This window comes from Hydrogenophaga aromaticivorans, from assembly GCF_013387465.1.
GTDB lineage: Bacteria > Pseudomonadota > Gammaproteobacteria > Burkholderiales > Burkholderiaceae_C > Hydrogenophaga > Hydrogenophaga aromaticivorans.
On sequence record NZ_VYGV01000016.1, the window covers coordinates 407,145 to 432,559 of the forward strand.

Annotated in this window: 23 protein-coding genes; 10 read left to right on the top strand and 13 right to left on the bottom strand. The window is 68.5% G+C overall.

Features of this window, described 5'->3' with window-relative positions:
* The first annotated feature begins 136 nt into the window (after positions 1 to 136).
* A complete protein-coding gene (locus tag F3K02_RS27900) occupies positions 137 to 2,215 on the top strand; it encodes an ATP-binding protein (protein ID WP_177137201.1) in 2,079 nt (692 codons plus the stop codon).
* Positions 2,216 to 2,219: 4 nt separating this feature from the next.
* Here F3K02_RS27900 and F3K02_RS19090 read toward each other — a convergent pair whose 3' ends face one another.
* Together F3K02_RS19090 and F3K02_RS19095 are read right to left on the bottom strand one after the other, a co-directional pair.
* A complete protein-coding gene (locus F3K02_RS19090; protein ID WP_177137202.1) occupies positions 2,220 to 3,107 on the bottom strand; it encodes an alpha/beta hydrolase in 888 nt (295 codons plus the stop codon).
* A gap of 33 nt (positions 3,108 to 3,140) precedes the next feature.
* Positions 3,141 to 4,241, bottom strand: a complete 1,101-nt coding sequence (locus F3K02_RS19095) for a patatin-like phospholipase family protein (protein WP_177137203.1) — start codon at positions 4,239 to 4,241, stop codon at positions 3,141 to 3,143.
* A gap of 113 nt (positions 4,242 to 4,354) precedes the next feature.
* On the opposite strand from F3K02_RS19095, the gene dinG reads away from it, so the two are divergent.
* The 3 genes from dinG to F3K02_RS19110 all read left to right on the top strand — a co-directional run bounded on the left by dinG (position 4,355) and on the right by F3K02_RS19110 (position 7,887).
* Positions 4,355 to 6,697 carry an ATP-dependent DNA helicase DinG gene (gene dinG, locus F3K02_RS19100; protein WP_177137204.1) on the top strand — a complete coding sequence of 781 codons (2,343 nt, stop codon included), beginning with the start codon at positions 4,355 to 4,357 and terminating at the stop codon, positions 6,695 to 6,697.
* An 83-nt stretch (positions 6,698 to 6,780) separates the two neighbouring features.
* Positions 6,781 to 7,251: a CopD family protein gene (locus tag F3K02_RS19105; RefSeq protein ID WP_177137205.1), complete on the top strand. Its 471-nt coding sequence runs from the start codon at positions 6,781 to 6,783 to the stop codon at positions 7,249 to 7,251.
* A gap of 21 nt (positions 7,252 to 7,272) precedes the next feature.
* Positions 7,273 to 7,887 (top strand): LysE family translocator, encoded by a 615-nt coding sequence (locus F3K02_RS19110; protein ID WP_177137206.1) that lies wholly within the window; start codon positions 7,273 to 7,275, stop codon positions 7,885 to 7,887.
* 65 nt (positions 7,888 to 7,952) lie between these two features.
* Here F3K02_RS19110 and F3K02_RS19115 read toward each other — a convergent pair whose 3' ends face one another.
* The 5 genes from F3K02_RS19115 to F3K02_RS19135 form a co-directional block, all read right to left on the bottom strand.
* Positions 7,953 to 8,273: an EthD family reductase gene (locus F3K02_RS19115; protein ID WP_177137207.1), complete on the bottom strand. Its 321-nt coding sequence runs from the start codon at positions 8,271 to 8,273 to the stop codon at positions 7,953 to 7,955.
* 269 nt (positions 8,274 to 8,542) lie between these two features.
* Positions 8,543 to 9,628 carry a metal-dependent hydrolase gene (locus F3K02_RS19120; protein WP_177137208.1) on the bottom strand — a complete coding sequence of 362 codons (1,086 nt, stop codon included), beginning with the start codon at positions 9,626 to 9,628 and terminating at the stop codon, positions 8,543 to 8,545.
* A 13-nt stretch (positions 9,629 to 9,641) separates the two neighbouring features.
* Positions 9,642 to 10,280, bottom strand: a complete 639-nt coding sequence (locus F3K02_RS19125) for a dioxygenase family protein (protein WP_177137209.1) — start codon at positions 10,278 to 10,280, stop codon at positions 9,642 to 9,644.
* 34 nt (positions 10,281 to 10,314) lie between these two features.
* Positions 10,315 to 12,987, bottom strand: a complete 2,673-nt coding sequence (locus F3K02_RS19130) for a bifunctional acetate--CoA ligase family protein/GNAT family N-acetyltransferase (protein ID WP_177137210.1) — start codon at positions 12,985 to 12,987, stop codon at positions 10,315 to 10,317.
* On the bottom strand, positions 12,984 to 13,622 hold the full coding sequence (locus F3K02_RS19135; RefSeq protein ID WP_425485624.1) for a DUF502 domain-containing protein: 639 nt from the start codon (positions 13,620 to 13,622) through the stop codon (positions 12,984 to 12,986). The genes F3K02_RS19130 and F3K02_RS19135 overlap by 4 nt, the downstream gene beginning before the upstream one ends.
* A 201-nt stretch (positions 13,623 to 13,823) precedes the next feature.
* Here F3K02_RS19135 and F3K02_RS19140 point away from each other — a divergent pair, with 201 nt between their 5' ends.
* The gene (locus F3K02_RS19140) at positions 13,824 to 14,177 is read left to right on the top strand and encodes a hypothetical protein (protein WP_177137211.1); all 354 of its coding nucleotides are present in this window, start codon (positions 13,824 to 13,826) and stop codon (positions 14,175 to 14,177) included.
* A gap of 30 nt (positions 14,178 to 14,207) precedes the next feature.
* Here F3K02_RS19140 and rsmI read toward each other — a convergent pair whose 3' ends face one another.
* Positions 14,208 to 15,149, bottom strand: coding sequence for a 16S rRNA (cytidine(1402)-2'-O)-methyltransferase (gene rsmI, locus F3K02_RS19145; protein WP_177137212.1), 942 nt, complete (start codon positions 15,147 to 15,149; stop codon positions 14,208 to 14,210).
* Between rsmI and F3K02_RS19150 the strand changes: the two genes are divergently transcribed.
* Genes F3K02_RS19150 through F3K02_RS19160 form a run of 3 tightly spaced genes read left to right on the top strand, consistent with a single transcriptional unit; the run spans position 15,149 to position 16,866 of the window.
* A complete protein-coding gene (locus tag F3K02_RS19150) occupies positions 15,149 to 15,604 on the top strand; it encodes a YraN family protein (RefSeq protein ID WP_177137213.1) in 456 nt (151 codons plus the stop codon). The genes rsmI and F3K02_RS19150 overlap by 1 nt on opposite strands.
* A gap of 27 nt (positions 15,605 to 15,631) precedes the next feature.
* Complete coding sequence (locus F3K02_RS19155; protein ID WP_177137214.1) at positions 15,632 to 16,252, top strand: phosphoheptose isomerase; 621 nt, start codon at positions 15,632 to 15,634, stop codon at positions 16,250 to 16,252.
* Positions 16,249 to 16,866 (top strand): BON domain-containing protein, encoded by a 618-nt coding sequence (locus F3K02_RS19160; protein WP_177137215.1) that lies wholly within the window; start codon positions 16,249 to 16,251, stop codon positions 16,864 to 16,866. Before F3K02_RS19155 ends, F3K02_RS19160 begins: the two co-directional genes overlap by 4 nt.
* A gap of 216 nt (positions 16,867 to 17,082) precedes the next feature.
* Here the strand turns inward: F3K02_RS19160 and F3K02_RS19165 are convergent, their stop codons facing one another.
* The 3 genes from F3K02_RS19165 to F3K02_RS19175 form a co-directional block, all read right to left on the bottom strand.
* Positions 17,083 to 17,985 (bottom strand): NAD(P)-dependent oxidoreductase, encoded by a 903-nt coding sequence (locus F3K02_RS19165; RefSeq protein ID WP_177137216.1) that lies wholly within the window; start codon positions 17,983 to 17,985, stop codon positions 17,083 to 17,085.
* A gap of 148 nt (positions 17,986 to 18,133) precedes the next feature.
* A complete protein-coding gene (locus F3K02_RS19170) occupies positions 18,134 to 19,270 on the bottom strand; it encodes a PilT/PilU family type 4a pilus ATPase (protein ID WP_177137217.1) in 1,137 nt (378 codons plus the stop codon).
* A gap of 170 nt (positions 19,271 to 19,440) precedes the next feature.
* The gene (locus F3K02_RS19175) at positions 19,441 to 20,484 is read right to left on the bottom strand and encodes a type IV pilus twitching motility protein PilT (protein ID WP_177137218.1); all 1,044 of its coding nucleotides are present in this window, start codon (positions 20,482 to 20,484) and stop codon (positions 19,441 to 19,443) included.
* Positions 20,485 to 20,521: 37 nt separating this feature from the next.
* Between F3K02_RS19175 and F3K02_RS19180 the strand changes: the two genes are divergently transcribed.
* Positions 20,522 to 21,223: a YggS family pyridoxal phosphate-dependent enzyme gene (locus F3K02_RS19180; protein ID WP_177137219.1), complete on the top strand. Its 702-nt coding sequence runs from the start codon at positions 20,522 to 20,524 to the stop codon at positions 21,221 to 21,223.
* Between the two features lie 3 nt (positions 21,224 to 21,226).
* Here the strand turns inward: F3K02_RS19180 and F3K02_RS19185 are convergent, their stop codons facing one another.
* Together F3K02_RS19185 and F3K02_RS19190 are read right to left on the bottom strand one after the other, a co-directional pair.
* Positions 21,227 to 21,781: a DUF3617 domain-containing protein gene (locus tag F3K02_RS19185; protein ID WP_177137220.1), complete on the bottom strand. Its 555-nt coding sequence runs from the start codon at positions 21,779 to 21,781 to the stop codon at positions 21,227 to 21,229.
* Between the two features lie 52 nt (positions 21,782 to 21,833).
* Positions 21,834 to 22,307: an Lrp/AsnC ligand binding domain-containing protein gene (locus tag F3K02_RS19190; protein WP_177137221.1), complete on the bottom strand. Its 474-nt coding sequence runs from the start codon at positions 22,305 to 22,307 to the stop codon at positions 21,834 to 21,836.
* Positions 22,308 to 22,413: 106 nt separating this feature from the next.
* Between F3K02_RS19190 and F3K02_RS19195 the strand changes: the two genes are divergently transcribed.
* Positions 22,414 to 25,389, top strand: coding sequence for an L-glutamate gamma-semialdehyde dehydrogenase (locus F3K02_RS19195; protein WP_177137222.1), 2,976 nt, complete (start codon positions 22,414 to 22,416; stop codon positions 25,387 to 25,389).
* Positions 25,390 to 25,415 lie beyond the last annotated feature (26 nt).

The window sequence follows — 25,415 nt, forward strand, 5'->3', positions numbered from 1 at the left end:
GTCAACCCGATGACGGCGTGCGCCGTATGGAATGCGCCTTCGTGCCCGGCGCATGGCTGGCGCCGGGTGCGCCCGGCCGTGCTGGCCGCGGCGGGTCGATGAACAGGATGTCGAAGGGTTCGTTTTGGGCAACGGTGTGCGTTTTCGTTTTCTGCTGGTCCTCGTGCTGATGTTCAGCGTGGTGGCGGTGGCGGTGCTGTGGGGGCAGGGTCTGCGCTCGCAGGCGGCGCTGCGCGAGCAGGTGTTGCAACAGTCCGAGCAACGCAGCCTGCACCTGGCCGATGCGATGGCGGGGCAGGTGGGCAGCGTGTTCAGTGCAATGGACCTGGTCCTGCACGACCTGCGGCAGCGCTGGGTCGATACGCCCGAGCGGTTTTCGCCCGTGGCCGACGATCTCCTGAAGGCGCTGCCCGCGGGCTTCGTGTCGCACGTGCTGGTGGTTAATGCGCAGGGCCACCTGGTGTTCAACAGCCTGGGCAAGGGGGAAGGCCTGTTCATCGGGGACCGCGCGTTTTTCCGGGACATCAGCAACGGGGTCGACCGCATGGTCATCGGGGCGCCGGTGTTGGGGCGGGTGACCGAACACTGGCAGTTCGCGGTGGGGCGACCGATCCTGCGCGAGGGGCGGTTCGCGGGCGCGATTTTCATGATGGTGCCCACGGATGCGCTGGCGCAGCGGCTGGCGGCGCTGCACCTGTCGGCGATGGATGTGGTGGCGCTGGTGCAGGACGACGGCACCCACCTGGCACGCAGCCGCGACAACGCGGTGGCCATGGGCCAGCGGGTGGAGGCCACCCGGCCTTTCATGGTTGACACCGCCCTGGGCAAGGGGTCGTACCGCGCGGTCTGCTCGCTCGACCAGGTGTCGCGAACCTATGGCTGGTTCCGGCTGCCGGTGGGCGGCGCGGTGATGCTGGTGGGGCTGGCCGACGAGTCGGTGCTCGGACCGCTGGAGCCGGCGTTGCACCGCGGCCAGTTGTTCACCACCCTGATGTCCTTGCTGCTGCTGGCGGGAGGCGCCACCATCGCCGGCCTGCTCTGGTCCGTGGAGCGCGGGCGCCAGGCCGTGGGCGCCAGCGAGGTTCGACTGAAGGAGGCGCAGCACATGGCCCGGGTGGGCAACTGGGACCTCGATGTCGCTTCCGGTCGCCTGCTCTGGTCGGACGAGGTGTTCCGGATCTTTGACCTCAGTCCCGGCGAAGGCAGCCCCACGCTCGACACCTTTCTGCAGATGGTGCACCCGGAGGACAGCGAGCGGGTGCGGGACGCGCTCAGGGCGGTCTGCTCGGTTCGCCACACCGTCCAGCTGGAACACCGCCTGCTGCTGCCCAGTGGTGCCATCAAACATGTCCGGGTCATGGCCCTCAACGTGTTCGAGGGCGATCGGTCGGTGCACAGCAAGGGCACCATCCAGGACATCACCGAAACGCGCCGGGCCGAGCTGGCGCTGCAGCAGCTCAACGAGGAACTGGAGAAGCGGGTGAGTGAGCGCACGCGCGAGATGGCGGTGCTCAACCGCGAGCTCGACACCTTTTCGTACAGCGTGTCCCACGATCTTCGAACCCCGTTGCGCGCCATTGATGGCTTTGCCAGCCTGCTCGCCGAGCAGTCGGACCGCCTGTCGGACGAAGGGCGGGTGTTTCTGCACAAGATCCAGGAATCGACGCGCCGCATGGGCGAGCTCATCACCGACCTGCTGTCCCTGGCGCACCACGGGCGCGCGCCGGTGCGCCACGAGAAGGTGAACCTCAGCGAGCTGGCGCGCGGGCTCGCCGCGGAGCTGGAGCGGGGGGAGAGCACGCGCCAGATCGAATGGGCGATCGAAGACGATCTGCTGGTCGAGGCCGATCCCACGCTCATGCGCGTGGTGTTGCAGAACCTGCTGGGCAACGCCTGCAAGTACACCGGGCGCGAGCCGCGGGCGCGCATCTCCCTCTCGCGCTCAGAGGCCGCCGATGGTCTGCAGACCTTCTGCGTGCGCGACAACGGCGCGGGCTTCGACATGGCCTACGCCAGCCAGCTGTTCCAGCCGTTCAAACGCCTGCATGGCCGGAACGAGTTCGAAGGCACGGGCGTGGGCCTGGCGACGGTGCAGCGCGTGGTGCAGCGCCACGGCGGCAAGGTGAGCGCCGAGGGTGTAGTGGGGCAGGGCGCGGCGTTCTACTTCAGCCTGCCCAAGGAGGCGCCGGAGGCCGCGCCCCAGTCCACCTGGTGAGGCCCTAACCGGGCGCGGCCCGCAAGGCCTGCCGCAGAAAGTCCAGCACGGATCGACCGGCCTGTGCCGGGTCGGCAAAACCTTCGTGTGTGCCGTCCAGCGCCAGCAGGGTGGCGCGCGCACGGCCCTTGTGCTGGATGAGCTGCTGCGCATCGGCCAGCGGCACGGTGTCGTCTTGCGCGCCGTGCAGCAGCAGCACCGGGCATCGGGTCTGGCCCAGCGTGGCCAGCGGGGCGATGTGGTCGAAGCGCGCACCGATGACGCGTTCAACGTAGCGGTTGATCAGCCAGCCCAGCGGCCAGTAGGGCACATGGCGTTGCGCGAGCCAGCGCCGCATGACCCACTCCGGGTGCGCGAAGGCGCTCACGCTCACCGCGGCGGCCAGGCCGGGCCGGCGCGAGGCCACCAGCAGCACGGCCGCAGCGCCCACCGAATGGCCGAGCGCGGCGAGGCGCTGCGGGTCCACATCGGGTTGCAGGGCGAGCCAGTCGAGCGCGGCCTCCAGGTCTTCGGCGAAGCGGGGCAGGGAGCTGTGGCTGGCGCGGCTGCTGCGGCCGTGGTTGCGCGATTCGGGCAGCAGCACGGCGAAGCCCGCCGCGTGCAGCGCCTGCGCGGCCGGCAGCAGGGTGCTGGCGTTGCCGCTCCAGCCGTGCAGCAGCACCACGGCAGGCGTGGGGTGCGGGGCCGACGCGGGCGCGGGCAGGTGCCAGGCGAACAGATGCTGGCCCGCGGCGCCGGGAATCTGCACCTCGTGCGCGCGCAGGCCGAGTTCGGCGGGGGTCGGGCCATCGGTGCTGGCCTCGGGCGCCAAGCTGCGGTGCAGCAGGTAGCGGGCACTGAGGAGTGCCGCGGCGAACAGGGCAAGCCCGAACCAGGGGGACAGCAGGGTCATGGTGTGTGGGGTGGGCCGGGGGGGTCAACCGGTTCAGGCCGGTGGCAGCTTGAAGGTGGAACGCTGGCCCAGGTGCTGGCGGTTCGTGCGCAGCCAGGCGTCGGTCGTGGCGCGGCCGATGTCGTGCAGCTGGGACAGAAAGGCCCAGTCGGTCTGCGTCTTGCTGGTGGCGCCGAACTGCGCGAGCTGGACTTCGGCGTCGAGCCGGTGCAGGCGCAGGTCGTCCACGCGCTGGAACAGCGGGCGCCGGTAGGCGCTGTCGGGGCGCCCGGCGTCCTGCAGCAGTTCCTTGAGCAGGCCGATGGTGCGCAGCTCCTTGAGCAGGCTGGCGTTGAAGGTGACTTCGCTGGCGCGGTCGAGGATCTCGCTGGCCTGGGTGGGCACAGCCTCGCGCCGGCTGGGGTTGATCTGCACCAGCAGCAGGTCATCGGCCGCGGTCTCGCTGATCAGCGGCAGCAGCGAGGGGTTGCCGGCGTAACCACCGTCCCAGTAGGCCTCGCCGTCGATCTCCACCGCCTGGAACAGCAGCGGCAGGCAGGCCGAGGCCAGCACCATGTCGGCGGTGAGTTCGCCCTGGCGAAAGATGCGCAGGTCGCCGGTGGCCACGTGCGTGGCGGCGACGAAGAGCTGGGTGCGGTTGCAGGCGCGCACGCGCTCGAAGTCCACTGTCCCGGTCAGGATGTCGCGCAGCGGGTTCAGGTTCAGCGGGTTGAACTGGTAGGGCGACAACTGGCTGCCGACGGCTTGCGCGAGGTTCTGCCAGGGCGCGACCACCGCCTGCAGCCACGGATGGCCCAGGCCCAGCAGCTGGCCCATCGGCCCCGCCGCCAGGGCGTGGAACGGCGAGGACTCGGCGACCCGCTTCCAGAAGCGGCGCAGGCCGGCGCGGGCGCCTTCGCGGCCGCCTTCCATCAGCCCGGCGGCCAGCGCCACGGCGTTCATGGCGCCGGCGCTGGTGCCGCTGATGCCGGCGATCTCCAGCGTCTCGTCTTCCAGCAGGCGGTCGAGCACGCCCCAGGTGAAAGCACCGTGGGAGCCGCCGCCTTGCAGGGCGAGGTCGATCAGCTGGTGGCCGCCGGTGGGGCGGGCGGGGCGCCGGGCGGCGGTGGCGGCGGGGGTGCGTCGGGTGGCCATGCAGTCTTCTCTCTGTGTCGGGGCTCGGGCATTGTGCAGTGCAACCGGGCATGGCCCGCCGCCGCGCCGGGCGGTGCCGGTCTGGGACAATCGACTTTTGTTTCCGGCCCCGCATGTCCACTCCCACCGATACCCCCGACGTTTCCGCTGCCGATGCCGGCGCCCTGCCGGCGGGTCCGCTGGCGCGCGAGGCGCTGGCCCTGGCCGCTTTCGACCACGTGGTGTCGCACGCGCCGGGCTTTCGTGTGCGCGCCGGCCAGCGCGAAATGGCGGCGCTGATCGCGCACACACTGAGCGGCGTCTCGCTCGGCGATGGTTCGGTGAGCGGCGAGGCCGGTTTGCCGGAGCGTGGCATCGCGGTGGTGCAGGCCGGCACGGGCGTGGGCAAGTCAGCGGCCTATGTGTCCACAGTGATCCCGCTCGCGCTGGCGCAGCAGAAGCGCGTGATCATCTCCACCGCCACCGTGGCGCTGCAGGAGCAGCTGATTGCGAAAGACCTGCCGGCACTGGCCGCGGCGCTGCCCGAGCCGTTCACCTATTCGCTCGCCAAAGGGCGCGGCCGCTACGTCTGCCGCCTGAAGCTGGACCAGCTCAGTGGCGGCGACGCGGCCAGCGCCGACCTGTTTGAAAGCGACGACGCCAGCGAGACCGCCGACGCCTCGGCCTCCGGCATCGCGGCGCACACCGTGGCCTCGGCCGCGGCCAGTGCGCGCGCCGCCGAACGCTGGGGTGAACGCGCCAAGGTCTATGCGAAATGGACCGGGCAACTGGACGGCGGCGCCTGGGATGGCGACCGCGACCGGCTCGACGAGCCGCCCGAGGGCGAACTCTGGAGTCCTGTGGCCGCCGAGCGCCACAGCTGCACCGCGCGCCACTGCCCGAGCTACAACAGCTGCAGCTACTACCAGGCGCGCGCCAAGCTGGCGCAGTCGCAGGTGATCGTGGTGAACCACGACCTCCTGCTCTCCACGCTGGGCCTGCACGCGCTGCCCGCGCCGGAAGACTGTTACCTCGTGTTCGACGAGGCGCACCACCTGGGCGCGGTGGCGCAGGGCCAGTTCAGCGAAAGCATGGACCTGATGCGCAGCCAGTGGCTGGACCGCCTGCCGCGCGCGGTGGACGAGGTGGCCGGCGCGCTGCAGCACACGCCGGGTGTGGACGTGGCCTTGCTCGCACGCGAGATGAAGGGCGCGCAGGGCGAGCTGGCGCGGCTGGCGATGGCGCGCATTGGCGCGCTGCCGGCGTGGGCCGTGCTCACCGGGCGTGCGCCCAGAAGCACGCCGGCGCGTGGCGGTTTCGACGCCGCCGGCGCGCCGGTGGTGGAGCGTTTCGAAGGCGGCGCGCTGCCACCGGAGTGGATGGAAAGCATTTCGTTGCTGCACAGCCGCGCCAGCGCCTTGCTGAAGGTGATGGAAGCGCTGGCCACGCAGCTCAAGGCCAACGCGCGCGACAACCCGGGCGACGCCGCGCGCTGCGCCCGGCTCTACAGCCGCCTGGGCGTGCTCGCGCCGCGCCTGCAGCACGCGCAGGCCACGGCCGAACTCTGGCTGCAGGACCCGGCCGCGGGCCAGCCGCCGCTGGCCAAGTGGCTGGAAGCCGGCATCCAGCACGGGCTGGTCACGCTCACCGCCCACGCCTGCCCGCTGCAGCCCGGCAGCCTGCTGCGCCACCAGCTCTGGAGCAAGGTCCGCGCGGCGGTGGTCACCTCGGCCTCGCTCGTCACCTGTGGCGGTTTCGACCATTTTCTGCACGAGTCCGGGCTGGCGTTTGACGACGCCGTGGTGGCGCGCGAGGTGCAGAGCCCGTTCGACCACGCGCGCCAGGGCCGCCTGGTCGTCGTGCAGACGCAAGCCGATCCGAAAGACGTGGAGGGCTACAGCCGCGAAATGCTCGACGCGCTGATGGTCGATCTGGCCAGCGTGCAGCGCGGCGCACTGGTGCTGTTCACCTCCAAGGCGCTGATGCGGCGCGCGCAGGAACTGCTGGAGCGCGGCCTGCACCGCGACTTGCGCGACAAGGTGCTGGCGCAGGGCGAGGCCTCGCGCACCCAGCTGCTGCGCCAACACGCCGAGCGCGTGGAAGCCGGTGGCGCGTCCATCCTGTTCGGCCTGCAGTCGTTCGGCGAGGGACTCGACCTGCCGGGCGAGCTGTGCGAGTGGGTGTTCATCACCAAGCTGCCGTTTGCCTCGCCCAGCGACCCGGTGGGCCAGGCGCGGGCCGACTGGCTGAAGGCGCAAGGCCGCGATCCGTTCAGCGAGCTCGTGGTGCCCGCCACCGGCGCGCGCCTGCTGCAGTGGACCGGCAGGGCCTTGCGCAGCGAGACCGACGAAGCGGTGGTGGTTTGTTACGATGCGCGGCTGCTGCGCCAGTCGTACGGGCGGCGCATGCTCAAGGGCCTGCCGCCGTACAAGCTGCAGCGGCGCGTGGGCGGTGTGCTCAGCGACGTGAGCGCCTGAATCCGGTGAATGTTCAGCCCACCTTTCTGGGCTGAGCCTGTCGAAGCCTTCGTCCAACCCGTCCTCAGACCGAGACCCTGCCCATGATCTACGCCATCCTCAAGCTGCTCCACATCCTTGCCATCGTCGTGTGGATCGGCGGCATGGTCTTCGCCCACTTCTTCCTGCGCCCGGCCGCCCTCGCGCTGGAGCCGCCGCTGCGCATCCGCCTGATGCACGGCACGTTGCAGCGCTTTTTTGCCGCCGTGCTGGTGTCCATCGCCACCGTGCTCGTGTCGGGGCTGTGGATGATCGGCCGCCTGGCCAAGGAAACCGTGCAGGCGGGTCTGGCCTTCAACATGCCGCTGGACTGGACCATCATGGCCACGCTCGGCATCGTGATGATGGCCATCTTCGGCCACATCCGCTTTGCGCTGTACAAGCGCCTGAGCAAGGCGGTGGCGGCGAGCGACTGGCCGGCCGGCGGTGCGGCGCTGGCTTCGATCCGGACCTGGGTGGGCATCAACCTCGCCATCGGGGTGGTGATCATCGTGTTGACGCTGCTGATGGTCTGAACATTGCCGCCGGAGTCCACCATGCTCTCCCTCGAATTCCTCATCACCTCGCTCATCGTGGTTCTCATCCCCGGCACAGGGGTGATCTTCACCGTGTCCACCGCGCTGCTGCAGGGCCGAAAGGCCGCTGTGCTGGCCTCGATGGGCTGCACGCTGGGCATCGTGCCGCACCTGCTGGCGACGATCTTCGGCCTGGCGGCGGTGATGCACACCAGCGCGCTCGCATTCGAGGTGTTGCGTTATGCGGGCGTGGCCTACCTCTTCTACGTGGCCTGGGCGACCTGGAAGGACCGCAGCGCCTTCGCGGTGGACAGCCAGGCCTCGCAGCGCTCGGGCCGCAGCATCGTGGTCAAGGCGCTGCTGTTGAACATCCTCAACCCCAAGCTGACGATCTTTTTCCTGGCCTTCCTGCCGCAGTTCGTGGACCCGGCCGCTGCTTCGCCGCTGGGGCAGCTGTTGCTGCTGAGCGCCGTGTTCATGGCCATGACGTTCGCAGTGTTCGTGGTCTATGGCCTGCTGGCCCACGCCTTCCGAAAAGCGGTGATCGAATCGGCCCGCGTGCAGGCCTGGCTGCGCCGGGGCTTTGCCGCGGCTTTCGCCGGGCTGGGGGCCCAGCTGGCGCTGCAGGAGCGCTGAGCGCTCAGAAGGTGCGAATGAATCCGGCGAGCCCGAGCGGGTTGGCTGGGTTCGTTCACACCTTCTTAAGGCTTGCCGACCACGATCTCGCTGATCTGGATCACCGGCGCGATGTCGGTGTAGTTCGGAATGTCGCCCATGATCTCTGTCGTGTGCGGTCCGAACGAGGTCTGGAAGTCTTCGACGCTGTCGAAGAACAGGTGCCCGCTGGCGGCGTAGGTGGGTGCCGAGCCGGGTGCGCCACCGGCCAGTCCTTTGTCGACGGTGTAGTACTTGAGCGGCGCACCGAGCCGGGCTTTCACCAGCGGCATGTGTTTGTCGCGGTAGTAGTCGTGGTTGAAGTGTGTACCGGGGGTGTTGGGGTACATCACGCTGACCTTGATCATGGGTTGTCTCCTGCTGGGGCGGGGGGAAGCGCGGAAGTCCGCCATCGTGCGCTTTTGTGCCGTTTCCGGCAACACCTTCGGTAACGGGTCGAGGTCCGGGTCAGGTTCGCCTTTTTCGGGAGTTCTCCATGGGCCAACAGGTTTTGCAGGTGATCGACCACCACAACGCCACGCTGACCAACATCAGCAGCTTCGGCCCGCGCACCACGGCGGTGGCAACGGCCGATGTGCAATGGGGTGACTGAAAGCGGGCCGGCGGCGCGTCGCCGCTACGGGGTGGCCGCGCCGAGCGTCGCGTGCGTATTGCCCTGGAGCCGCTGCCACAACCAGGGCAGTGCCCGCCCCAGGTCCGGGCGCATGCCGAGCTGGGTCACCGGCACGTGGCCGACGGCCGCCGGGGAGCCCAGGTCGAAGCGGAAGGTGTAGCTGGGTTCGAGGCCCATGCGCAGATCGGTCAGCAGCAGGCTGTCCCCGCCGTTGTGCAGGCTGAAGAAGCCGTGGCTGAAGGCGGCGATGCGCGCCACCGGGTCGGTGTGGCCGTGTCGCGCGATGAGATCGCCACCGCGCGGGTACGCGGTCCAGCGCACCTCGGCCTGGTCGTCCAGCAGCGAGTAATAGCCCTCGTGGTACTGCGTGGGCGTGGTCGCCACCAGCCGCCAGAGCACGGTGTTGAAGGGCGCGGGCGTGACGAGCAGGCCTTGCGCGTCGATGCCGGCCTGCTGCAGCGAGCTGCGGGCGATGCGGTCCACGTGTTGCTGCGCGCCGAAGCTCCAGGCGAGGTAGAGCGTGCTGAGCACCAGGCCCGCAGCGTTCCAGCGCTGGCCGCGGGCGTCTTTCAGTCGCAGCGCCGCAACCACGCCCACGATCAGCGGCACGGTGTAGGCGAGGTCGATGATGAAGATGCTGCCCACGCCGTACGGGTGGTCGCTGAAGGGCAGCAGCAGTTGCGTGCCGTAGACCGTCATGGCGTCGAGCAGCGGGTGGGTGATGAGCACCAGCCAGAGCGCCAGCGTCCAATGCCCCCATGCTCCACCGCTGCGCGGGTCGCTGCCCCCCGAGGGGGTGCGATTCCAGCTTGGGGCGGCCCGGCGCTGGAATCCGTCTGCCCGGTGGTCCAGGCGCGAGGCGATCCAGCCGAGCAGCGGTGCGGCCAAGGTCAGGAAAAACAGCGCGTGGCTCTCGGCGCGGTGCCGTGTCATGTTGAGGATGGGGTCGCCGTGGTCGATGAAGGCGTCGAGGTCGGGCAGGGTGCCCGCTACGGCACCCCACAGCGCGGCCTTCCACACAGCGGTGCGCCGGCCCATCACGGCCACGCCGACGGCGGAACCGAGCGCGATCTGGGTCAAAGAATCCATGCGGGGTGTTGCGTCATGCCTGGACCACGATGGGGAATTCGGCGCGCAGGCCGTCGGAGCCTGCAACGAAGGGGCGCGTGAGTGCAGCCTGGCCTGGTTGGCCGAGGCGCCGCCACAAAAAGTCGCGCTCATTGCCCGGGTCACCCGCGACGTACATCTGCGTGGTCAGCAGCTCCTGGCGGTCGAGCTTGACCTTCACGTGGATGTGCGGCGTGCGCCCGCTGTACGGTGCGGGTTTCAGGGTGCGAAAACGGTAGCGGCCGTCTTTGCCCACCGTGACCTGGCCGAAACCCTGGAAGGCCGGGTCGGCCTTGCCGCCATCGCCCGGGTGGTGGTAGTGGCCGGCCTGGTCGCATTGCCAGATTTCGACCACGGCGCCCGCCACCGGCACGCCGCGTGTGTCGGTGACCACGCCTTCGACCCAGGCCGGCTGGCCCTTGCCGTAGGCCAAGCTGCCGCTGCGCAGCAGGTCGAAGTCGGTGTCGGCCGGCAGGACCACCGGGTAGAACGGGCCCTCGGTCTGGCTCGGGGTGGGGTGCAGGGCTTGCTGCGCCAGGGCCGGTGTGAGCCAGGCCGGGGCGGCGGTGGCGGCGAGCAGGCCGGCGCCGCGGGTGAGCAAGGCGCGGCGCGAGGGCGGGCGGTGGCTGGGCATGGTGTCGCTCCGGTTAGACGCCCGCCTCTGCAGGTCAGGTGTCAGTCTGCAAATCCAGCGAAACGAAACGGGTGTGGTAGTCGTCCGGATCGATGGGGTTGTGGCTCTCTTGGAAGCCCAGGTGGTGCGCAAGTTCCAGCATGCCGCGGTTGATGCGCAGCACAGTGCCCACCAGCCGCTGCGTGCCGCGCGCGCGCAGGTGTTCAATCATCTTGTCCATGAGCCGATGACCCAGGCCCGAGCCTTTGAGGTCGGAGCGCACGATGACGCCGAATTCGGCGGTGTGGTTGTCCGGGTCCACGGTGGCGCGCACGGTGCCCAGGGTTTCTTCGCCATCGCCTTCGATGTGGCGCGTGGCGATGAAGGCCATTTCGCGCGCGTAGTCGATCTGCGTGAGCCGCGCGAGCTCGCTGTGTTCGATGCTGCGCCGGCTGTAGAACACACGCAGGCGGATGTCTTCCGGGTCCAGCTTTTCCAGGAAGGCGCGGTGCTGCGGCTCGTCTTCCGGGCGGATCGGGCGCAACGTGACCGACTGGCCTTGCCAGTCCCAGGTCTCGATCAGCTCGGCCGGGTAGGGCCGGATGGCGAAGTTGGCTGCGCCGGCCGGCTGGCTGGCCGACACGCGCACGCGCGCATCGAGTGCGACCGCGCCCTCGTGGTTGACGAGCAGCGGGTTGATGTCGAGCTCGGCCAGCTCCGGCACGTCGGCCAGCAGCTGCGACACGCTGACCAGCACCTGGGCAATGGCGTCGATGTCGGCGGCCGGTTCGTCGCGGTAGCCCTTGAGCAGCTTCGCGATGCGGGTGCGCTGGATCTGCGCCAGCGCCAGCGGCGTGTTGAGCGGCGGCAGCGACAGCGCGCGATCGGCCAGCACCTCCACCGCCGTGCCACCGGCACCGAACAGGATGACCGGACCAAAGACAGGATCGACACTGGCGCCGATGATGAGTTCGTGCGCGTGCTTCTTGCGCACCATGGGCTGCACGGTGAAGCCCTGCACGTCGGCGTCGGGCCGCAGCTCGCGCACACGCACCAGCATGCTGGTGCAGACCTCGCGCAGCTCGCTGGCGCTGCCGATGTTGAGGCGCACGCCGCCGACGTCGCTCTTGTGGCTGATGGCGTGCGACAGGATCTTGACCACGACCGGATACCCCAGGGCATCGGCAGCGGCCTGCGCTGCGTCCGCGCTCGCGCCGACCACGCGCGTGGGCACCACCGGCAGGCCGGCGGCGCCGAGCAGGGCCTTGGCTTCGGGTTCGGTGAGCAGCTCACGGCCATCGGCCAGCACGGCGCTCACGATGGTGCGGATGGCGGGCAGGTCGGGCGCGTGCGCGGCGCTGCGCGCCGGCGGCGTCTCCAACAGCTCTTCCTGATGCAGGCGGTAGGTGCGCAGGAAGTTGAAAGCGCGCACCGCTTCTTCGGGCGTGTTGTAGTCGGGCACGCCGGCTTGGCGAAAGGTCTGGCGCGCCTGCGCCACGGCGCCGTCACCGAGCCAGCAGCCCAGCACGCGCCGGGGGGCGGCCGTCACCTGCGGCAGCATGGCCTGTGCGATCTCGCTGCTGGGCACGATGGCGGTCGGCGCGTGGATGAAGAGCACGGCGTTGGCCGTGTCATGAGACAGCGCTTCGAGCGCGGCCACGTAGCGCTCGGCGGGCGCGTCGCCGATGATGTCCACCGGGTTGGCGTGCGACCAGTTGGCGGGCAGCACGGCGTCGAGCCGCGCGCGCAGGGCGTCGTCCAGCACGGCCAGTGGCACGCCTTCGGCCGCCGCGGCATCGGCCGCCATCACGCCGGCGCCACCGCCGTTGGTGAGCACGATGAGCGGGCCCGAGGGGCCGTCGCGGAAGCGCGACAGGGTTTCGGCGGCGAGGAACAGGTCGTGCAGCGTGTCCACGCGCAGCATGCCGGCGCGGGCGATGGCCGCGTCGAACACCGCGTCGGAGCCCGCGAGCGCACCGGTGTGTGAGGCAGCGGCGGCCTGGCCTGCGGCCGAGCGACCCGCCTTGACCACGATCACCGGCTTGTTGCGCGCGGCGGCGCGCGCCGCCGACATGAACTTGTGGCTCTCGTCCACGCTCTCGATGTAGAGCAGGATGGCGCGGGTCTTGGGATCGCTGCCGAGGTAGTCCAGCATGTCGCCGAAGTCCACGTCGGCGCGTTCACCGAGCGACACGAAGTTCGAGAAGCCGATGCCGCGCGAGCCGGCCCAGTCGAGCATGGCGGTGACCAGTGCGCCCGACTGCGACACGAAAGCCAGATCGCCCGGCAGCGCGCCGATGTGCGCGAAGCTGGCGTTCAGGCCCAGATGCGGCACCAGCAGGCCGATGCAGTTGGGGCCGAGGATGCGCAGCGTGTGCACCTTGGCGGCGTCGAGCATGGCCTGCCTGGTGGCCTTGTCGAGCCCGGCGGTGACGACGATGGCCGCGCGCGTGCCGCGCTCGCCGAGCGCCTGGATCAGCGGCACCACGGTGGTCGCGGGCGTGCAGATCACGGCGAGGTCGGGCGCCTCGGGCAGGTCTGCCACGTTGGCGTAGACCTTCACACCATCGAGCGCCGCGTGTTTGGGGTTGACCGGGTAGAGCCGGCCGGGAAAGTTGCGGTGCAGGTTGCGCCAGACCGTGGCGCCCACACTGGACGGGCGCTGCGATGCGCCGAACACCGCCACCGAGGCGGGTGCGAAGAGCGCGTCGAGGTGGCGGATGCTCATGGGGTGGTCTCGGATTTTCCGTTCTTGTTCGAAGACATGAACGCGATCAGCGCCATGCGCATGGCTTCTTCGACCGACATGTCCACCGGCACCGTCCAGCTGCGCGGCACAAACACGGTGTAGCCGCCGATCATGTAGCCCATGGGCAGGTAGACGGCGACCTGGTCTTCCAGCTCGCCGATGCCCTTGGGCAGGCCTTTCATGCTCTGGCGCGTCACCAGGCCGACGATGCTCAGCTCGTGGCCGGGCATCTTGAGCAACACGACCTGCTGCGCGTCCTGCTCGTGCGGCGCGAAGTAGTCGGCGAAGTTCTTCAGCGACGAGTAGATGCTTTTCACCACCGGCAGGTTGGTGAACGGCAGTTCGATGTAGGAGAGCAGCTTGCCGGTGGTGCTCAGCGACATGAAAAAGCCGAGTGCCAGGATCACCGCCGCCCCGAGCGCGATGCCGAGCCCGGGCAGGTAGAAGTCGCCAATGAAGGGGCGCAGCAGCCAGATGGCGGTGCGCTCGGTCCAGGTGACGAACAGCACCAGCACATACACCGTGATGGCGAGGGGCAGAAAGGTGATCAGGCCGCGAAAGAAGTACTGCGAGAGGCGCTTCATGGTGGGCTCGGGGGGTGCGGGTGGGGTCATGTTTCCAGCATAGCAGCCGGCATGCGGCGCCGGTATGGCGCCAGGCGGTTGCCCCGGGGGCGTGGCTTGCAAAACCGGAAAGCAGCCCCATCTGCCTTTTTCTTGTGCCAGGCTGTTTCATGGTCACCGCCATGGCGTGACCCGCGCGCCGAAGCGCTTCATACTCCCGGAACTCCCAACCGCCCGATGGCTCTTTCCCTCATGAATGGATTTGCTGATTTTCTAGAGCGCGTGCTGCGTGGGCTCCTCAAGCTCGTGCTGGTGCTCGCCGCCCTGGTGTTTGTGGTGAGCTTCCTGCTGGCGGCCCTCATGGTGGTGGCGGGCGTGTCGCTGTGGTCGCTGATCACCGGGCGCAAGCCGGCCCCGGTGGTGATGTTCAGCCGCATGCGCGAGCAGTCGCAGCGTTACACCCGCGGCGTCTGGCCCGGTCAGGCGGGCGCGCCAGCGGGCGATGTGGTCGATGTGCAAGCCACCGAGGTGCCCGAGGCCGCGGCCGGCGGATCGCCAGACCAGGGCGGTGCGGCATCGCCGGGACCGGATCGCGTTCTGCGCTGAACGGTCGGCGGCAATGCGTCGCGTCCCGGATCAGTCGGCGTCGGTTTCGGGGGCGGTTTTGCGCCGGGCCAGGGCCGCGTCGTAGAGCGCGTTGCGCGGCTGGCCGGTGATCTCGGCGCACAGGCGCACGGCGGTTTTCACCGGCAGCTCGGCCAGCAGCAGGTCGAGCGTGCGCAAGGCCGCGGCATCCAGGGCCGTTTCTTCGCCACTGGCGGCGGCTTGCGGGTGCACCATCAGCACGAATTCCCCGCGTGTGCGGTGCGCACCGGCCAGCAGCCAGGCCGGGAACTCCCGCGCCGGCAACTGCGCCACTTCCTCAAACTGCTTGGTCAGCTCGCGACCCACGGTGAGCGGACGTTCGCCCAGGCTGGCCAACTCCTTGGCCAGTGCCTCGATGCGGTGCGGCGCTTCCAGCAGCACGCAGGCGCGCGCGTCGGCGCCGATCTGCTGCACCTCGCGCTGGCGCTCGGCCGCCTTGGGCGAGAGAAAACCGGCGAACACGAAGCGACCGTTCCAGCCACCCGCCTGGTGGGTGAAGCCCGCCACGCTGAGCAGCGCCGTGATGCTGCTGGCGCCGGGGATCGGCACGCAGCGAAGCCCGGCCGCGGTCACGGCCGCGGCCAGCCGGGCGCCGGGATCGCTCACGCCCGGCGTGCCCGCGTCGCTCACATAGGCCACGCGCTGGCCTTCCTGCAGGCGCTGCAGCACGGTCTGCGCGGCCTCGGTCTCGTTGTGCTCGTGCAGCGCCAGCAGCGGCTTGTGCAGGCCATACCCCTGCAGCAGGGCGGCGGTGTGGCGTTTGTCCTCGCAGGCCACGGTGTCGACCAATGACAGCACCTGCAGCGCACGCAGCCCGATGTCGGCCAGGTTACCGATCGGCGTGGCGACCATGTAGAGCGCGCCCTGCGGATAATGCTGGTGAGCGGCCGCTTCACGCGCGGCGGCCAACAGGGATGGAGTGCTTGCAGACAATGTGGTTTTCCAGAAAACAGGGGCCATCAGGCCCGACCGAAAGTGGCCCGGCCGTCACCACCAAGCAGCGCGGCGACGCGGCCGAGGACGCCGCGCTGGAGCACCTGCAGCGCCACGGCCTGCGCCTGGTGCAGCGCAACTTCAGGACGCCCGGGCGCGGCGGTGGCGAGGTCGATTTGATTATGCGCGACCGTGATGGCACGCTGGTCTTCGTCGAGGTTCGGCAGCGCGCCAGCGCCTCCCGCGGCGGGGCCGGCGGCAGCATCACGGCGCTCAAGCAGCGCCGCATCGTTTTCGCGGCGCGGCACTTTTTGCAGCGGCTCGGCTCAGAACCCTCATGCCGCTTCGATGTGGTGCTGATCCAGGGGCGCACGGGTGCCCCGGATGGCGACCGCGGGGCGCCTGTGCACATCGAATGGCTGCGTGCGGCATTTGATGCGAGCGCAACTTTTTGATACGCCTCTCACCGCTATGATCCCCTCATGCTTTTGCAACGGATACAACAACAGTTCATCGACAGCGCCGATCTGAAGTACCAGTGTGCGCAGTCACTCGCGCCGGTGGTGGAAGCGGCGATTGGCGCGGTGCTGGCCTGCGTGACCGGCGGGGGCAAGGTGCTGAGCTGCGGCAACGGGCCCTCGGCCGCGGCGGCCCAGCACTTTGCGGCCAGCTTCGTGGGTCGGTACGACCGCGAGCGCCCCGAGCTGGCGGCGTTCTCGCTGTCCGCCGACGCCGCGGTGCTGACCGGCATCGCCAACGATTTTGATGCCCGCGCGATCTTTTCGCGCCAGGTGCGGGCCCTCGGCCAGGCGGGGGACGTGCTGCTGGCGCTGTCCACCAGCGGCAATTCGGCCAATATGATCGCGGCCATCGAAGCGGCCCACGAACGCGACATGTCGGTGGTGGCGCTCACGGGTGCGCGCGGCGGTCGCCTGGCCCAGCTGTTGCGCGACACCGATGTGCACGTGTGCGTGCCGCATGAGTTGCCGGCCCGGATTCTCGAAGTGCATCACCTTGTGTTGCACTGCATTTGCGACGGTGTGGATGCCCAGCTGCTGGGCCTGCCCGACACTTTGATCAACGAACAGGAGAACCTCGCATGAAACGTTTCCCGTCGACCGGCCGCCTGGCGGCCAGCATCCTGGGTGTGGCTGCACTGGCGGCCACCGTGTCTGCCTGCGCACCGCTGATGGTGGGTGGCGCCGCCATGACCGGTGCCGTCGTCGCCACCGACCGGCGCAGCTCGGGCGCACAACTGGACGACCAGGGCATTGAACTGCGTGCCGCCAACCGCCTGCGCGATCAGATGGGCAGCCGCGCCCGCATCAGCGTGACCAGCTACAACCGCCGTGCGTTGCTGACCGGCGAGGTGGCCAACGAGCGCGACAAGGCCCTGGCGTACGAGATCGTCGCCAAGACGGACAACGTGGCGTCGGTGTTCAACGAACTGGACATCACCAACAGCCCCACGTTCAAGGAAAAGGCCGAAGACACGTTGCTGACCGGGCGGGTGAAGGCGGGCCTGGTGGACACCAAGAACCTGTCGGCCAATTCCTTCAAGGTGGTGAGTGAACGCGGTTCGGTGTTCCTGATGGGCCGGGTGACCCAGCGCGAGGCCGATCAGGCCACGGAAGTGGCACGCACGACCAAGGGCGCGCAACGCGTGGTCCGCTTGTTCGAAATCATCTCTGAAGAAGAACTGGCTCGGATGAAATAGGCTCCCCCCGCGCCGGCTTCGCCGTCACCCCCCAGGGGGCGATGCGAGTGGCCCGGCGAAGCCGGTTCCACCGCATCCTGGGATTGAGTCCCGCGCTCCGGAGAGATGGCCTGCGAACAGAGGGGAAGTCAGTCCAAGGGCACCGCGGAACCGGCTTTGCCGGGCCGCCAGTGCCGCCCCCTGGGGGGTGCCGGCGAAGCCGGCGCGGGGGGTACCTTATTTCAAGCGCTTGATCAGGCTGGAGGTGTCCAGCCGGTTCCCGCCCATGGCCTGCACGTCGGCGTAGAACTGGTCCACCAGGGCGGTGACCGGCAGGCGCGCGCCGTTGCGCTTGGCCTCGTCCAGCACCAGCCCGAGGTCCTTGCGCATCCAGTCCACGGCGAAGCCGAAATCGAACTGATCGGCCACCATGGTCTTGCCGCGGTTGTCGAGCTGCCAGCTTTGCGCGGCGCCCTTGCCGATCACGTCGAGCACCTGCTTCATGTCCAGCCCGGCCTTCTGGCCAAACGCGATGGCTTCGGCCAGGCCTTGCACCAGGCCTGCGATGCAGATCTGGTTGACCATCTTGGCGAGCTGGCCGGCACCGCTGGCGCCCAGCAGCGTGAAGGCGCGCGAGAAGGCCATGGCCGCGGGCTGGGCCTTCTCGAACGCGGCGGCATCACCACCGCACATCACCGTCAGCAGGCCGTTCTGCGCACCCGCCTGTCCCCCAGAGACGGGGGCATCCACAAACGCGAGCCCCAGGTTTTTCGCGGCGCCATACAGCTCGCGCGCCACATCGGCTGAGGCCGTCGTGTGGTCCACAAACACCGCACCCGGCGCCATGCCGGCAAATGCGCCATCGGCCCCCAGCGTCACCGCACGCAGATCATCGTCGTTGCCCACGCAGGAAAACACGATGTCGGCACCCGTGGCCGCTTCGCGCGGTGTGGCCTTGGCCGAGCCGCCGAACTCCGCCAGCCAGGCCTGCGCCTTGGCCGGCGAGCGGTTGTAGACCGTCACCGAATGCCCGGCACGGGCCAGATGCCCAGCCATGGGAAAACCCATGACGCCGAGGCCGAGAAAAGCGACTTTCATCGGAGCAACAGATTCGTAAGTTTTCGAGGCGATGGAACTCATGAGGGGATGCCTTTAAAGAGGTGCCGAGAAATCGGTTCGGCCGGAGCGAGATGACCAACCCGGAACGCGGAGGAACCGGCTTCGCCGGGCCGCACCGCGTTGCCCCCTTGAGGGGGTGACGCGCCTTTGGGCGCGGCGCGGGGGTGGGTCAAACAATCGTCATGTGTTCCGTGCCCGCTGCCAGGTCCACCGTCTTGGCGCGCTGGCTGTTGAGCTTGATCTGCAAGCGCAGGTCGTTGAGCGAGTCGGCGTTGCGCAGAGCGTCTTCGAGCGTGATGAGGTTGGCCTCGAAGGCGTTGAACAGGGCCTGGTCAAAGGTCTGCATGCCCATCTGAGTGCTTTTCTTCATGATCTCCTTGATCTCGGCGACCTCGCCCTTGAAGATCAGATCGGAGATCAGCGGTGAGTTGAGCAGCACCTCCACCGCGGCAAAACGGCCCTTGTTGTCCTGGCGCGGCACCAGGCGTTGAGAGATCATGGCGCGCAGGTTGAGCGACAGGTCCATCAGCAGTTGCGGGCGGCGCTCTTCGGGGAAGAAGTTGATGATCCGGTCCAGCGCCTGGTTGGCGCTGTTGGCGTGCAGGGTGGCCATGCACAGGTGGCCGGTTTCCGAAAACTGGATCGCGTGTTCCATGGTTTCGCGGGTGCGGATCTCACCCATGAGGATCACGTCAGGTGCCTGGCGCAGGGTGTTCTTGAGGGCGGCGTCCCAGCTGTCGGTGTCCAGCCCCACTTCGCGCTGCGTGACCACGCAGTTCTTGTGCGGGTGCACGAACTCGATCGGGTCTTCGATCGTGATGATGTGGCCAAATGTGTTTTCGTTGCGCCAGTCCACCATGGCCGCCAGCGAGGTGGACTTGCCCGAACCCGTGGCGCCGACGAGGATGCACAGGCCGCGTTTGGACAGGCTGACATCTTTCATCACCTGGGGCAGACCGAGCTTGTCGATGGTGGGCAGGATGGCCGGGATGGTCCGCAAGACCATGCCCACCTTGCCCTGCTGGATGAAGGCACTGACCCGGAAGCGACCGATGGAGGGTGGCGAGATGGCGAAGTTGCATTCCTTGGAGCGTTCAAACTCGGCCGCCTGCTTGTCGTTCATGATGGCACGCGCCAGCGACAGCGTGTGCACCGCGTTGAGGGGCTGCGGCGACACCTTCACGACCTTGCCGTCCACCTTGATCGCCGGCGGAAAGTCGGCCGTGATGAACAGGTCGCTGCCCGCCCGGCTCAGCATGAGCTTGAGCAGGTCGTTGATGAACTTGGATGCCTGGTCGCGTTCCATGAGGGACTACCTTGTTTCAAAAACTTGGTCTACGCTCCGGAGAGCGGGGAATGTTGGAAGCTGGAACGCCAGCTCAGAACGCGGCGGAACCGGCTTTGCCGGGCCGCTCGCGTTGCCCCCTGGGGGGGATGCGGCCACACGCAGTGGGCAAGCGACGGGGGAGAGCATGTTTACCCTGGGAAATTTTCCGGGATCTTGGCTTTGCTCCGCGCTTCGGCCGCGCTGATGACGTTGCGCTTGACCAGTTCGGACAGGTTCTGGTCCAGTGTCTGCATGCCCACGCCGCTGCCGGTCTGGATGGCGGAATACATCTGGGCCACCTTGGCTTCGCGGATCAGGTTGCGGATGGCGCTGGTGCCGATCATGATTTCGTGGGCCGCCACTCGGCCGCTGCCGTCCTTGAGCTTGCACAGCGTCTGCGAAATCACCGCCACCAGCGATTCGGACAGCATGGCACGCACCATGTCTTTTTCTTCCGCCGGAAACACGTCGATGATGCGGTCGATGGTCTTGGCCGCGCTGGAGGTGTGCAGCGTGCCAAACACCAGGTGGCCGGTTTCCGCCGCGGTCATGGCCAGGCGGATGGTTTCCAGGTCGCGCATTTCGCCCACGAGGATGGCGTCCGGGTCTTCACGCAGGGCCGAACGCAGGGCGTTGGCGAAGCTCAGGGTGTGCGGCCCCACCTCACGCTGGTTGATCAGGCATTTCTTGGACTCGTGCACGAACTCAACCGGGTCTTCCACCGTCAGGATGTGGCCGTACTCGGTTTCGTTCAGGTGGTTGACCATGCCCGCGAGCGTGGTGGATTTGCCCGAACCGGTGGGGCCGGTCACCAGCACCAGACCGCGCGGGCGCAGGGCCAGGTCGCCAAAGATCTTGGGCGCGTTGAGCTGTTCCAGCGTCAGGATCTTGCTGGGGATGGTCCGGAACACCGCCCCCGCACCGCGGTTGTGGTTGAAGGCGTTGACGCGAAAACGCGACAGGCCTTCGATTTCGAACGAGAAGTCGCACTCCAGGAACTCCTCGTACTGCTTGCGCTGGCTGTCGTTCATGATGTCGTACACCATGCTGTGGACCATCTTGTGGTCCAGCGGCTCGACGTTGATGCGTCGCACGTCACCGTGCACCCGTATCATGGGTGGGAGACCAGCTGAGAGGTGAAGATCGGATGCCTTGTTCTTGACGCTGAAAGCGAGCAGTTGGGTGATGTCCATCCCGGGTCCCGTGCAGTGTTGGTGTTACAGACTGATTATGACGACGATTGAAGACAATCTCCAACAGGTACGAGGCCGCATCGCCACAGCGTGTGCCCGGGCCGACCGGGATGTGACCGCCGTCACGCTGCTGGCGGTGTCCAAGACCTTTGGTCCGGATGCGGTGGTCCAGGCGCTGGCGGCGGGGCAGCGGGCCTTTGGCGAAAACTACATCCAGGAAGGGGTGGAGAAGATCCTGGCTCTGCGCGAAACCCGACCGGACGCCGCGATCGAGTGGCACTGCATCGGCCCCATCCAGAGCAACAAGACACGCCTGGTGGCGGCGCATTTTGACTGGGTGCAGTCGGTGGACCGGCTCAAGATTGCCCTGCGCCTGAGCGAGCAGCGCCCCGCCGGGATGGCACCGCTGCAGGTGTGTCTGCAGGTGAATGTGGACGGCGGGCCGACCAAGTCGGGCGTGGCGCCCGCCGAACTGCCAGCGCTGGCCGAAGCGGTGGCGTCCTTGCCCCAGCTGCGCCTGCGCGGGCTGATGTGCATTCCCGAGCCCGCGGCCGGCTTTGAAGCCCAGCGGGCGGTGTTCCTGCGGGCCCGCGCGCTGTTCGATGCGCTCAATGCCCGGGGCTTCGGGCTCGACACCCTGTCCATGGGCATGAGCGACGATCTGGAGGCTGCGGTGGCCGCCGGATCCACCCTGGTGCGTGTGGGGCGGGCGGTGTTTGGCAGCCGCCCCACGGTTTGAGATTTACTTGGCGGGCGCTGGGGGCACCATGATCGGTTTGACCGCGCCGCAGTCGGCAGCCAGCCATTTGCCCTGGCCTTCGATGGTCATGGTTTCCGGCTTGCCGTTGCGGGTCGACTGCATCACCATTTTCATCGTGTAGGCCTTGTCGCCGTTGAAGACGTAGGTGCCCTCGCCCGACGACGGCGGGTTGGTGCAGACGAACTTCGTCTTGAGCGCGCTGGCGCTGCGGGAGGTGATGGTGCTGGTGCAGTTGCCCTCGGTCTGGGAGGGCATCTCGGCGCGAGCGGCCATCTCGGGCGTGATGCAGACCTTGAGGGAGAAGCCGCCACCCGGGGCCACGCCCATGCCGTTTTTCCCCATCATGGCTTCCATCTGTTTGCGCTGGGCCGGCGGCATGCTGGCCAGCTGCTTCTGCATCTCGGCCATGGCCTTGTCCATCTCGGGGTTGCCGCCCATCTTGCTCTGGACGGCCCACAGGCCGGGCGCCTGGGTTTGCGCGAAGGCGCTCGCGGAACACAGCAGCAGGCAGGACAGCAGACGGGAGGCTTTGGACATGGAGGGCTCCAGAAATGGGTTGCTGGGCATTGTCGCCGGCCGATGGCGCTTGTCAAAGGGGCAGGCGGCTGCTGTTCTTGACCTCTTCCATCACCGCGTAGGTGCGCGTCTCGCGCACACCGGGCAGTTGCCACAGCACGCTGCCGGCGAAGTCGCGGTAGGCGGCCATGTCGGCCATGCGGGTCTTGAGCAGGTAGTCAAAACCGCCGGCCACCATGTGGCATTCCATGATCTCGTCGCGCACCTGCACCGCGGCCTTGAACTCGTTGAACACGTTGGGCGTGGTGCGGTCCAGCAGCACCTCGACGAACACCATCATCCCGCGCCCGAGCTTGAGCGGGTTCAGCCGCGCCTCGTAGCCCAGGATGTAGCCGTCGCGCTGCAGGCGCTGGGTGCGCGCGAGCACGGCGGTGGGCGAGAGCGCCACGGCCTCGGCGAGCTTGAGGTTGGCGATGCGGCCATCGGCCTGCAGAACATTCAGGATTCGCAGGTCGATGCGGTCGAGGTCGTGGGTGGTTTCGGTCATGGCTAGTGAATTATCCGGTTAACTGCAAAAAAAACCGCCAGAAATTCACCAAACGAATCGGCACCATCACGGGATTCACCAACATCCCCGTTTCCCGGAGACCGCCATGCCCCGCACCACCGACCGCCTGCCTTCCCCCTACCGGCCCGAGACCGCCATCGTCGCCCAGCGCCTCGCCGCGCTGCAGGGCGCGCTGGACTGGGCGGCGGCCGCCTCGGTGGCCGCGCCCTGGGTGCGCGCGGTGCGCGAGAACCCGCCGCCGTTCTGGGCCATGGAAAGCCTGCTCAAGGAGTACCCGATCTCCAGCGCCGAAGGCCTGGCCCTGATGCGCCTGGCCGAGGCGCTGCTGCGGGTGCCGGACGCCGAGACCGCCATCGCCTTGACGGCCGACCAGCTGGGCCGGGCCGATTTCGACGGTGCCGCCGACTCGACGCTGGCACGCCTGTCGTCCACGGCGATTGCGATGTCCAAGCACTTCCTGCCGGGCGCGGGCCAGGAGCCCGGCCTGATGGCCAAGCTCGGCGCCAAAACCGTGGTCGCGGCCACGCTGCGCGCGGTGCAGCTGCTGGGCCGCCAGTTCGTGCTGGGGCAGACCATTGAAGAAGGCATGAAAGAAGCCGCATCGGCGCGCAAGAAGCTGAACCAGCTGCGTTTCAGTTTCGACATGCTGGGCGAGGGCGCGCGCACCGACGCCGATGCGCTGCGTTACCTGGCGAGCTACGAGAACGCCATCGCCGCGATCGCGCGCACCGCCGACCCGGCACGCTCGCCCGCGCACAACGACGGCATCTCCATCAAGCTCAGCGCCCTGCACCCGCGCTACGAAGACGTGCAGCACGAGCGCGTGATGGAGGAACTGGTGCCCCGGGTGTGGACACTGTGCCGCGCGGCGGCGGCGGCCAACCTCAACCTCACCATCGACGCCGAAGAGGTGGACCGGCTGGAGCTGTCGCTCGACGTGTTCGAGGCGCTGGCGCAGCTGGTGGCCGAGCACTGCCCGCAATGGGCCGGCCTGGGTCTGGCGATGCAGGCCTACCAGAGCCGCGCGGTGGAACTGATCGAACACGTGGCCGCGCTGGCCCGCCAGTACAAGATCAAATTCATGTGCCGCCTCGTCAAGGGCGCCTACTGGGACGCCGAGATCAAGCGCGCGCAGGAGCAGGGTTTGCCGACCTACCCGGTGTTCACCCACAAGCACCACACCGACGTGAGCTACCTGGCCTGCGCACGCGCGCTGTTGGACGCGCCCGACGCGATCTTTCCGCAGTTCGCCACGCACAACGCCGGCACCATTTCCGCCATCCTGCAGATGGCCTCGCGCCATGGCGTGCCGTTTGAATTGCAGCGCCTGCACGGCATGGGCGAAGGCATCTACCGCGAGGTGCTGAAGAACCCGCTGGTGGCCTGCCGCGTCTACGCCCCGGTGGGCGCGCACCGCGACCTGCTGGCCTACCTGGTGCGCCGCCTGCTGGAGAACGGCGCCAACTCGTCCTTCGTGCACCAGCTGGCCGACGAGTCGGTGGGCATGGACGAACTGCTGATCTCACCGTTGCGCCTGGAGCCGCAACCCTCGCTGCCGCTGCCGGCCGACCTGTACGGCGCGAAGCGCGCCAACAGCCAGGGCCTGGACCTCGCGGTGGCCTCGATGCGAGAGCCGCTGCTCGCCGCACTGGCCAGCACGCCGGTGCCCGCTGTGGCCGAGGCGAGCACCGCCGAGGTGGATTCAGCGTCTGCCCAAGCCGTGGCCGCCTTCGCCGGCTGGAACCACACGCCGGTGGCCGAGCGCGCCGCCACGCTGCGCCGTGCCGCCGATGCGCTGCAACAGCAGCTGCCGCGCTTCTGTGCCCTGCTGCTGAAAGAGGCGCACAAGACCTGGGGCGACGCGGTGTCCGAGGTGCGCGAGGCGGTGGACTTCCTGCGCTTCTACGCCAACGACGCCGAGCGCGTGATGGCGCCGACCACGTTGCCTGGCCCCACGGGCGAGAGCAACGTGCTGCGCCTGGAAGGCCGTGGCGCCTGGGTCTGCATCAGCCCCTGGAATTTCCCGCTCGCCATCTTCATGGGCCAGGTCGCCGCGGCGCTCGCCACCGGCAACACGGTGCTGGCCAAACCGGCCGAGCAGACGCCGGCGGTGGCGCTCGAAGCGGTCAAGCTGCTGCACGCCGCCGGTGTGCCGGCCAATGTGCTGCAATTGCTGCACGGCCCGGGCGAGACCGTGGGCGCTGCGCTGGTGGCGCAACCCGGCATCGCGGGTGTGGTGTTCACCGGCTCCACGCAGGTGGCCAAGATCATCCAGCGCGCGCTGGCCGCGAAAGACGGCGCCATCGTGCCGCTGATCGCCGAGACCGGTGGCATCAACGCCATGTTGGTCGACAGCACGGCCCTGCCCGAGCAGGTGGCCGACGCGGTGGTGCAGAGCGCCTTCCGCAGCGCCGGACAACGTTGCTCGGCCCTGCGCCTGCTGTGCCTGCACGAAGGCATTGCGGACCACGTGATCGAGATGATCCAGGGCGCGGCGAAAGAACTGGTGGCCGGCAGCCCGGCCGCGCTGGCCACCGACCTCGGCCCGGTGATCGACGCCGAAGCGTTTGAAGGTATCGGCCGTCACTTGACACGGTTGCACGCCGAGGCCAAGCCTCTGCTGCCCGCCGCCGCGCCGGCCACCACGCTGCCCAACCTGATCCCGCCGCAGATGTTCGAGGTGAAAGCCATCGCCGACGTGAAGGCCGAAATTTTCGGCCCGGTGCTGCAGGTGGTGCGCTGGGGCGGCGACCCGATGGACGTGATCCGCCAGATCAACGCGCTGGGCTATGGCCTGACACTGGGCATCCAGACCCGCATCGACAGCCGCGCCCAGGCGCTGGCCGCGGCGGCGCGCGTGGGCAACGTCTACGTGAACCGCAACATGATCGGCGCCGTGGTGGGCGTGCAGCCCTTCGGCGGCGAGGGCCTGAGCGGCACCGGACCCAAGGCGGGTGGGCCGAACTATCTGCACCGTTTCTGCGCCGAGCAGACCCTGACCATCAACACCACGGCGGCCGGTGGCAACGTGGCCTTGTTTGCGGGACCGGCTCTCCACTGACCTTGAGTCGACCGGGTGTCGCCCGC

What these genes read in the sequence shown, in the direction of transcription:
- F3K02_RS19155 (WP_177137214.1), top strand. Translation starts at nt 15,632, where the DNA reads ATGCTTTTGCAACGGATACAACAACAGTTCATCGACAGCGCCGATCTG.
- F3K02_RS19110 (WP_177137206.1), top strand. Translation starts at nt 7,273, where the DNA reads ATGCTCTCCCTCGAATTCCTCATCACCTCGCTCATCGTGGTTCTCATC.
- F3K02_RS19190 (WP_177137221.1), bottom strand. Translation starts at nt 22,307, where the DNA reads ATGACCGAAACCACCCACGACCTCGACCGCATCGACCTGCGAATCCTG.
- F3K02_RS19180 (WP_177137219.1), top strand. Translation starts at nt 20,522, where the DNA reads ATGACGACGATTGAAGACAATCTCCAACAGGTACGAGGCCGCATCGCC.
- F3K02_RS19095 (WP_177137203.1), bottom strand. Translation starts at nt 4,241, where the DNA reads ATGGCCACCCGACGCACCCCCGCCGCCACCGCCGCCCGGCGCCCCGCC.
- F3K02_RS19140 (WP_177137211.1), top strand. Translation starts at nt 13,824, where the DNA reads ATGAATGGATTTGCTGATTTTCTAGAGCGCGTGCTGCGTGGGCTCCTC.
- F3K02_RS19185 (WP_177137220.1), bottom strand. Translation starts at nt 21,781, where the DNA reads ATGTCCAAAGCCTCCCGTCTGCTGTCCTGCCTGCTGCTGTGTTCCGCG.
- F3K02_RS19195 (WP_177137222.1), top strand. Translation starts at nt 22,414, where the DNA reads ATGCCCCGCACCACCGACCGCCTGCCTTCCCCCTACCGGCCCGAGACC.
- dinG (WP_177137204.1), top strand. Translation starts at nt 4,355, where the DNA reads ATGTCCACTCCCACCGATACCCCCGACGTTTCCGCTGCCGATGCCGGC.
- F3K02_RS19125 (WP_177137209.1), bottom strand. Translation starts at nt 10,280, where the DNA reads ATGCCCAGCCACCGCCCGCCCTCGCGCCGCGCCTTGCTCACCCGCGGC.
- F3K02_RS19175 (WP_177137218.1), bottom strand. Translation starts at nt 20,484, where the DNA reads ATGGACATCACCCAACTGCTCGCTTTCAGCGTCAAGAACAAGGCATCC.
- F3K02_RS19105 (WP_177137205.1), top strand. Translation starts at nt 6,781, where the DNA reads ATGATCTACGCCATCCTCAAGCTGCTCCACATCCTTGCCATCGTCGTG.
- F3K02_RS19120 (WP_177137208.1), bottom strand. Translation starts at nt 9,628, where the DNA reads ATGGATTCTTTGACCCAGATCGCGCTCGGTTCCGCCGTCGGCGTGGCC.
- F3K02_RS19090 (WP_177137202.1), bottom strand. Translation starts at nt 3,107, where the DNA reads ATGACCCTGCTGTCCCCCTGGTTCGGGCTTGCCCTGTTCGCCGCGGCA.
- F3K02_RS19115 (WP_177137207.1), bottom strand. Translation starts at nt 8,273, where the DNA reads ATGATCAAGGTCAGCGTGATGTACCCCAACACCCCCGGTACACACTTC.
- F3K02_RS19130 (WP_177137210.1), bottom strand. Translation starts at nt 12,987, where the DNA reads ATGAGCATCCGCCACCTCGACGCGCTCTTCGCACCCGCCTCGGTGGCG.
- F3K02_RS19150 (WP_177137213.1), top strand. Translation starts at nt 15,149, where the DNA reads ATGTGGTTTTCCAGAAAACAGGGGCCATCAGGCCCGACCGAAAGTGGC.
- F3K02_RS19170 (WP_177137217.1), bottom strand. Translation starts at nt 19,270, where the DNA reads ATGGAACGCGACCAGGCATCCAAGTTCATCAACGACCTGCTCAAGCTC.
- F3K02_RS19165 (WP_177137216.1), bottom strand. Translation starts at nt 17,985, where the DNA reads ATGAGTTCCATCGCCTCGAAAACTTACGAATCTGTTGCTCCGATGAAA.
- F3K02_RS19135 (WP_425485624.1), bottom strand. Translation starts at nt 13,622, where the DNA reads ATGACCCCACCCGCACCCCCCGAGCCCACCATGAAGCGCCTCTCGCAG.
- F3K02_RS19160 (WP_177137215.1), top strand. Translation starts at nt 16,249, where the DNA reads ATGAAACGTTTCCCGTCGACCGGCCGCCTGGCGGCCAGCATCCTGGGT.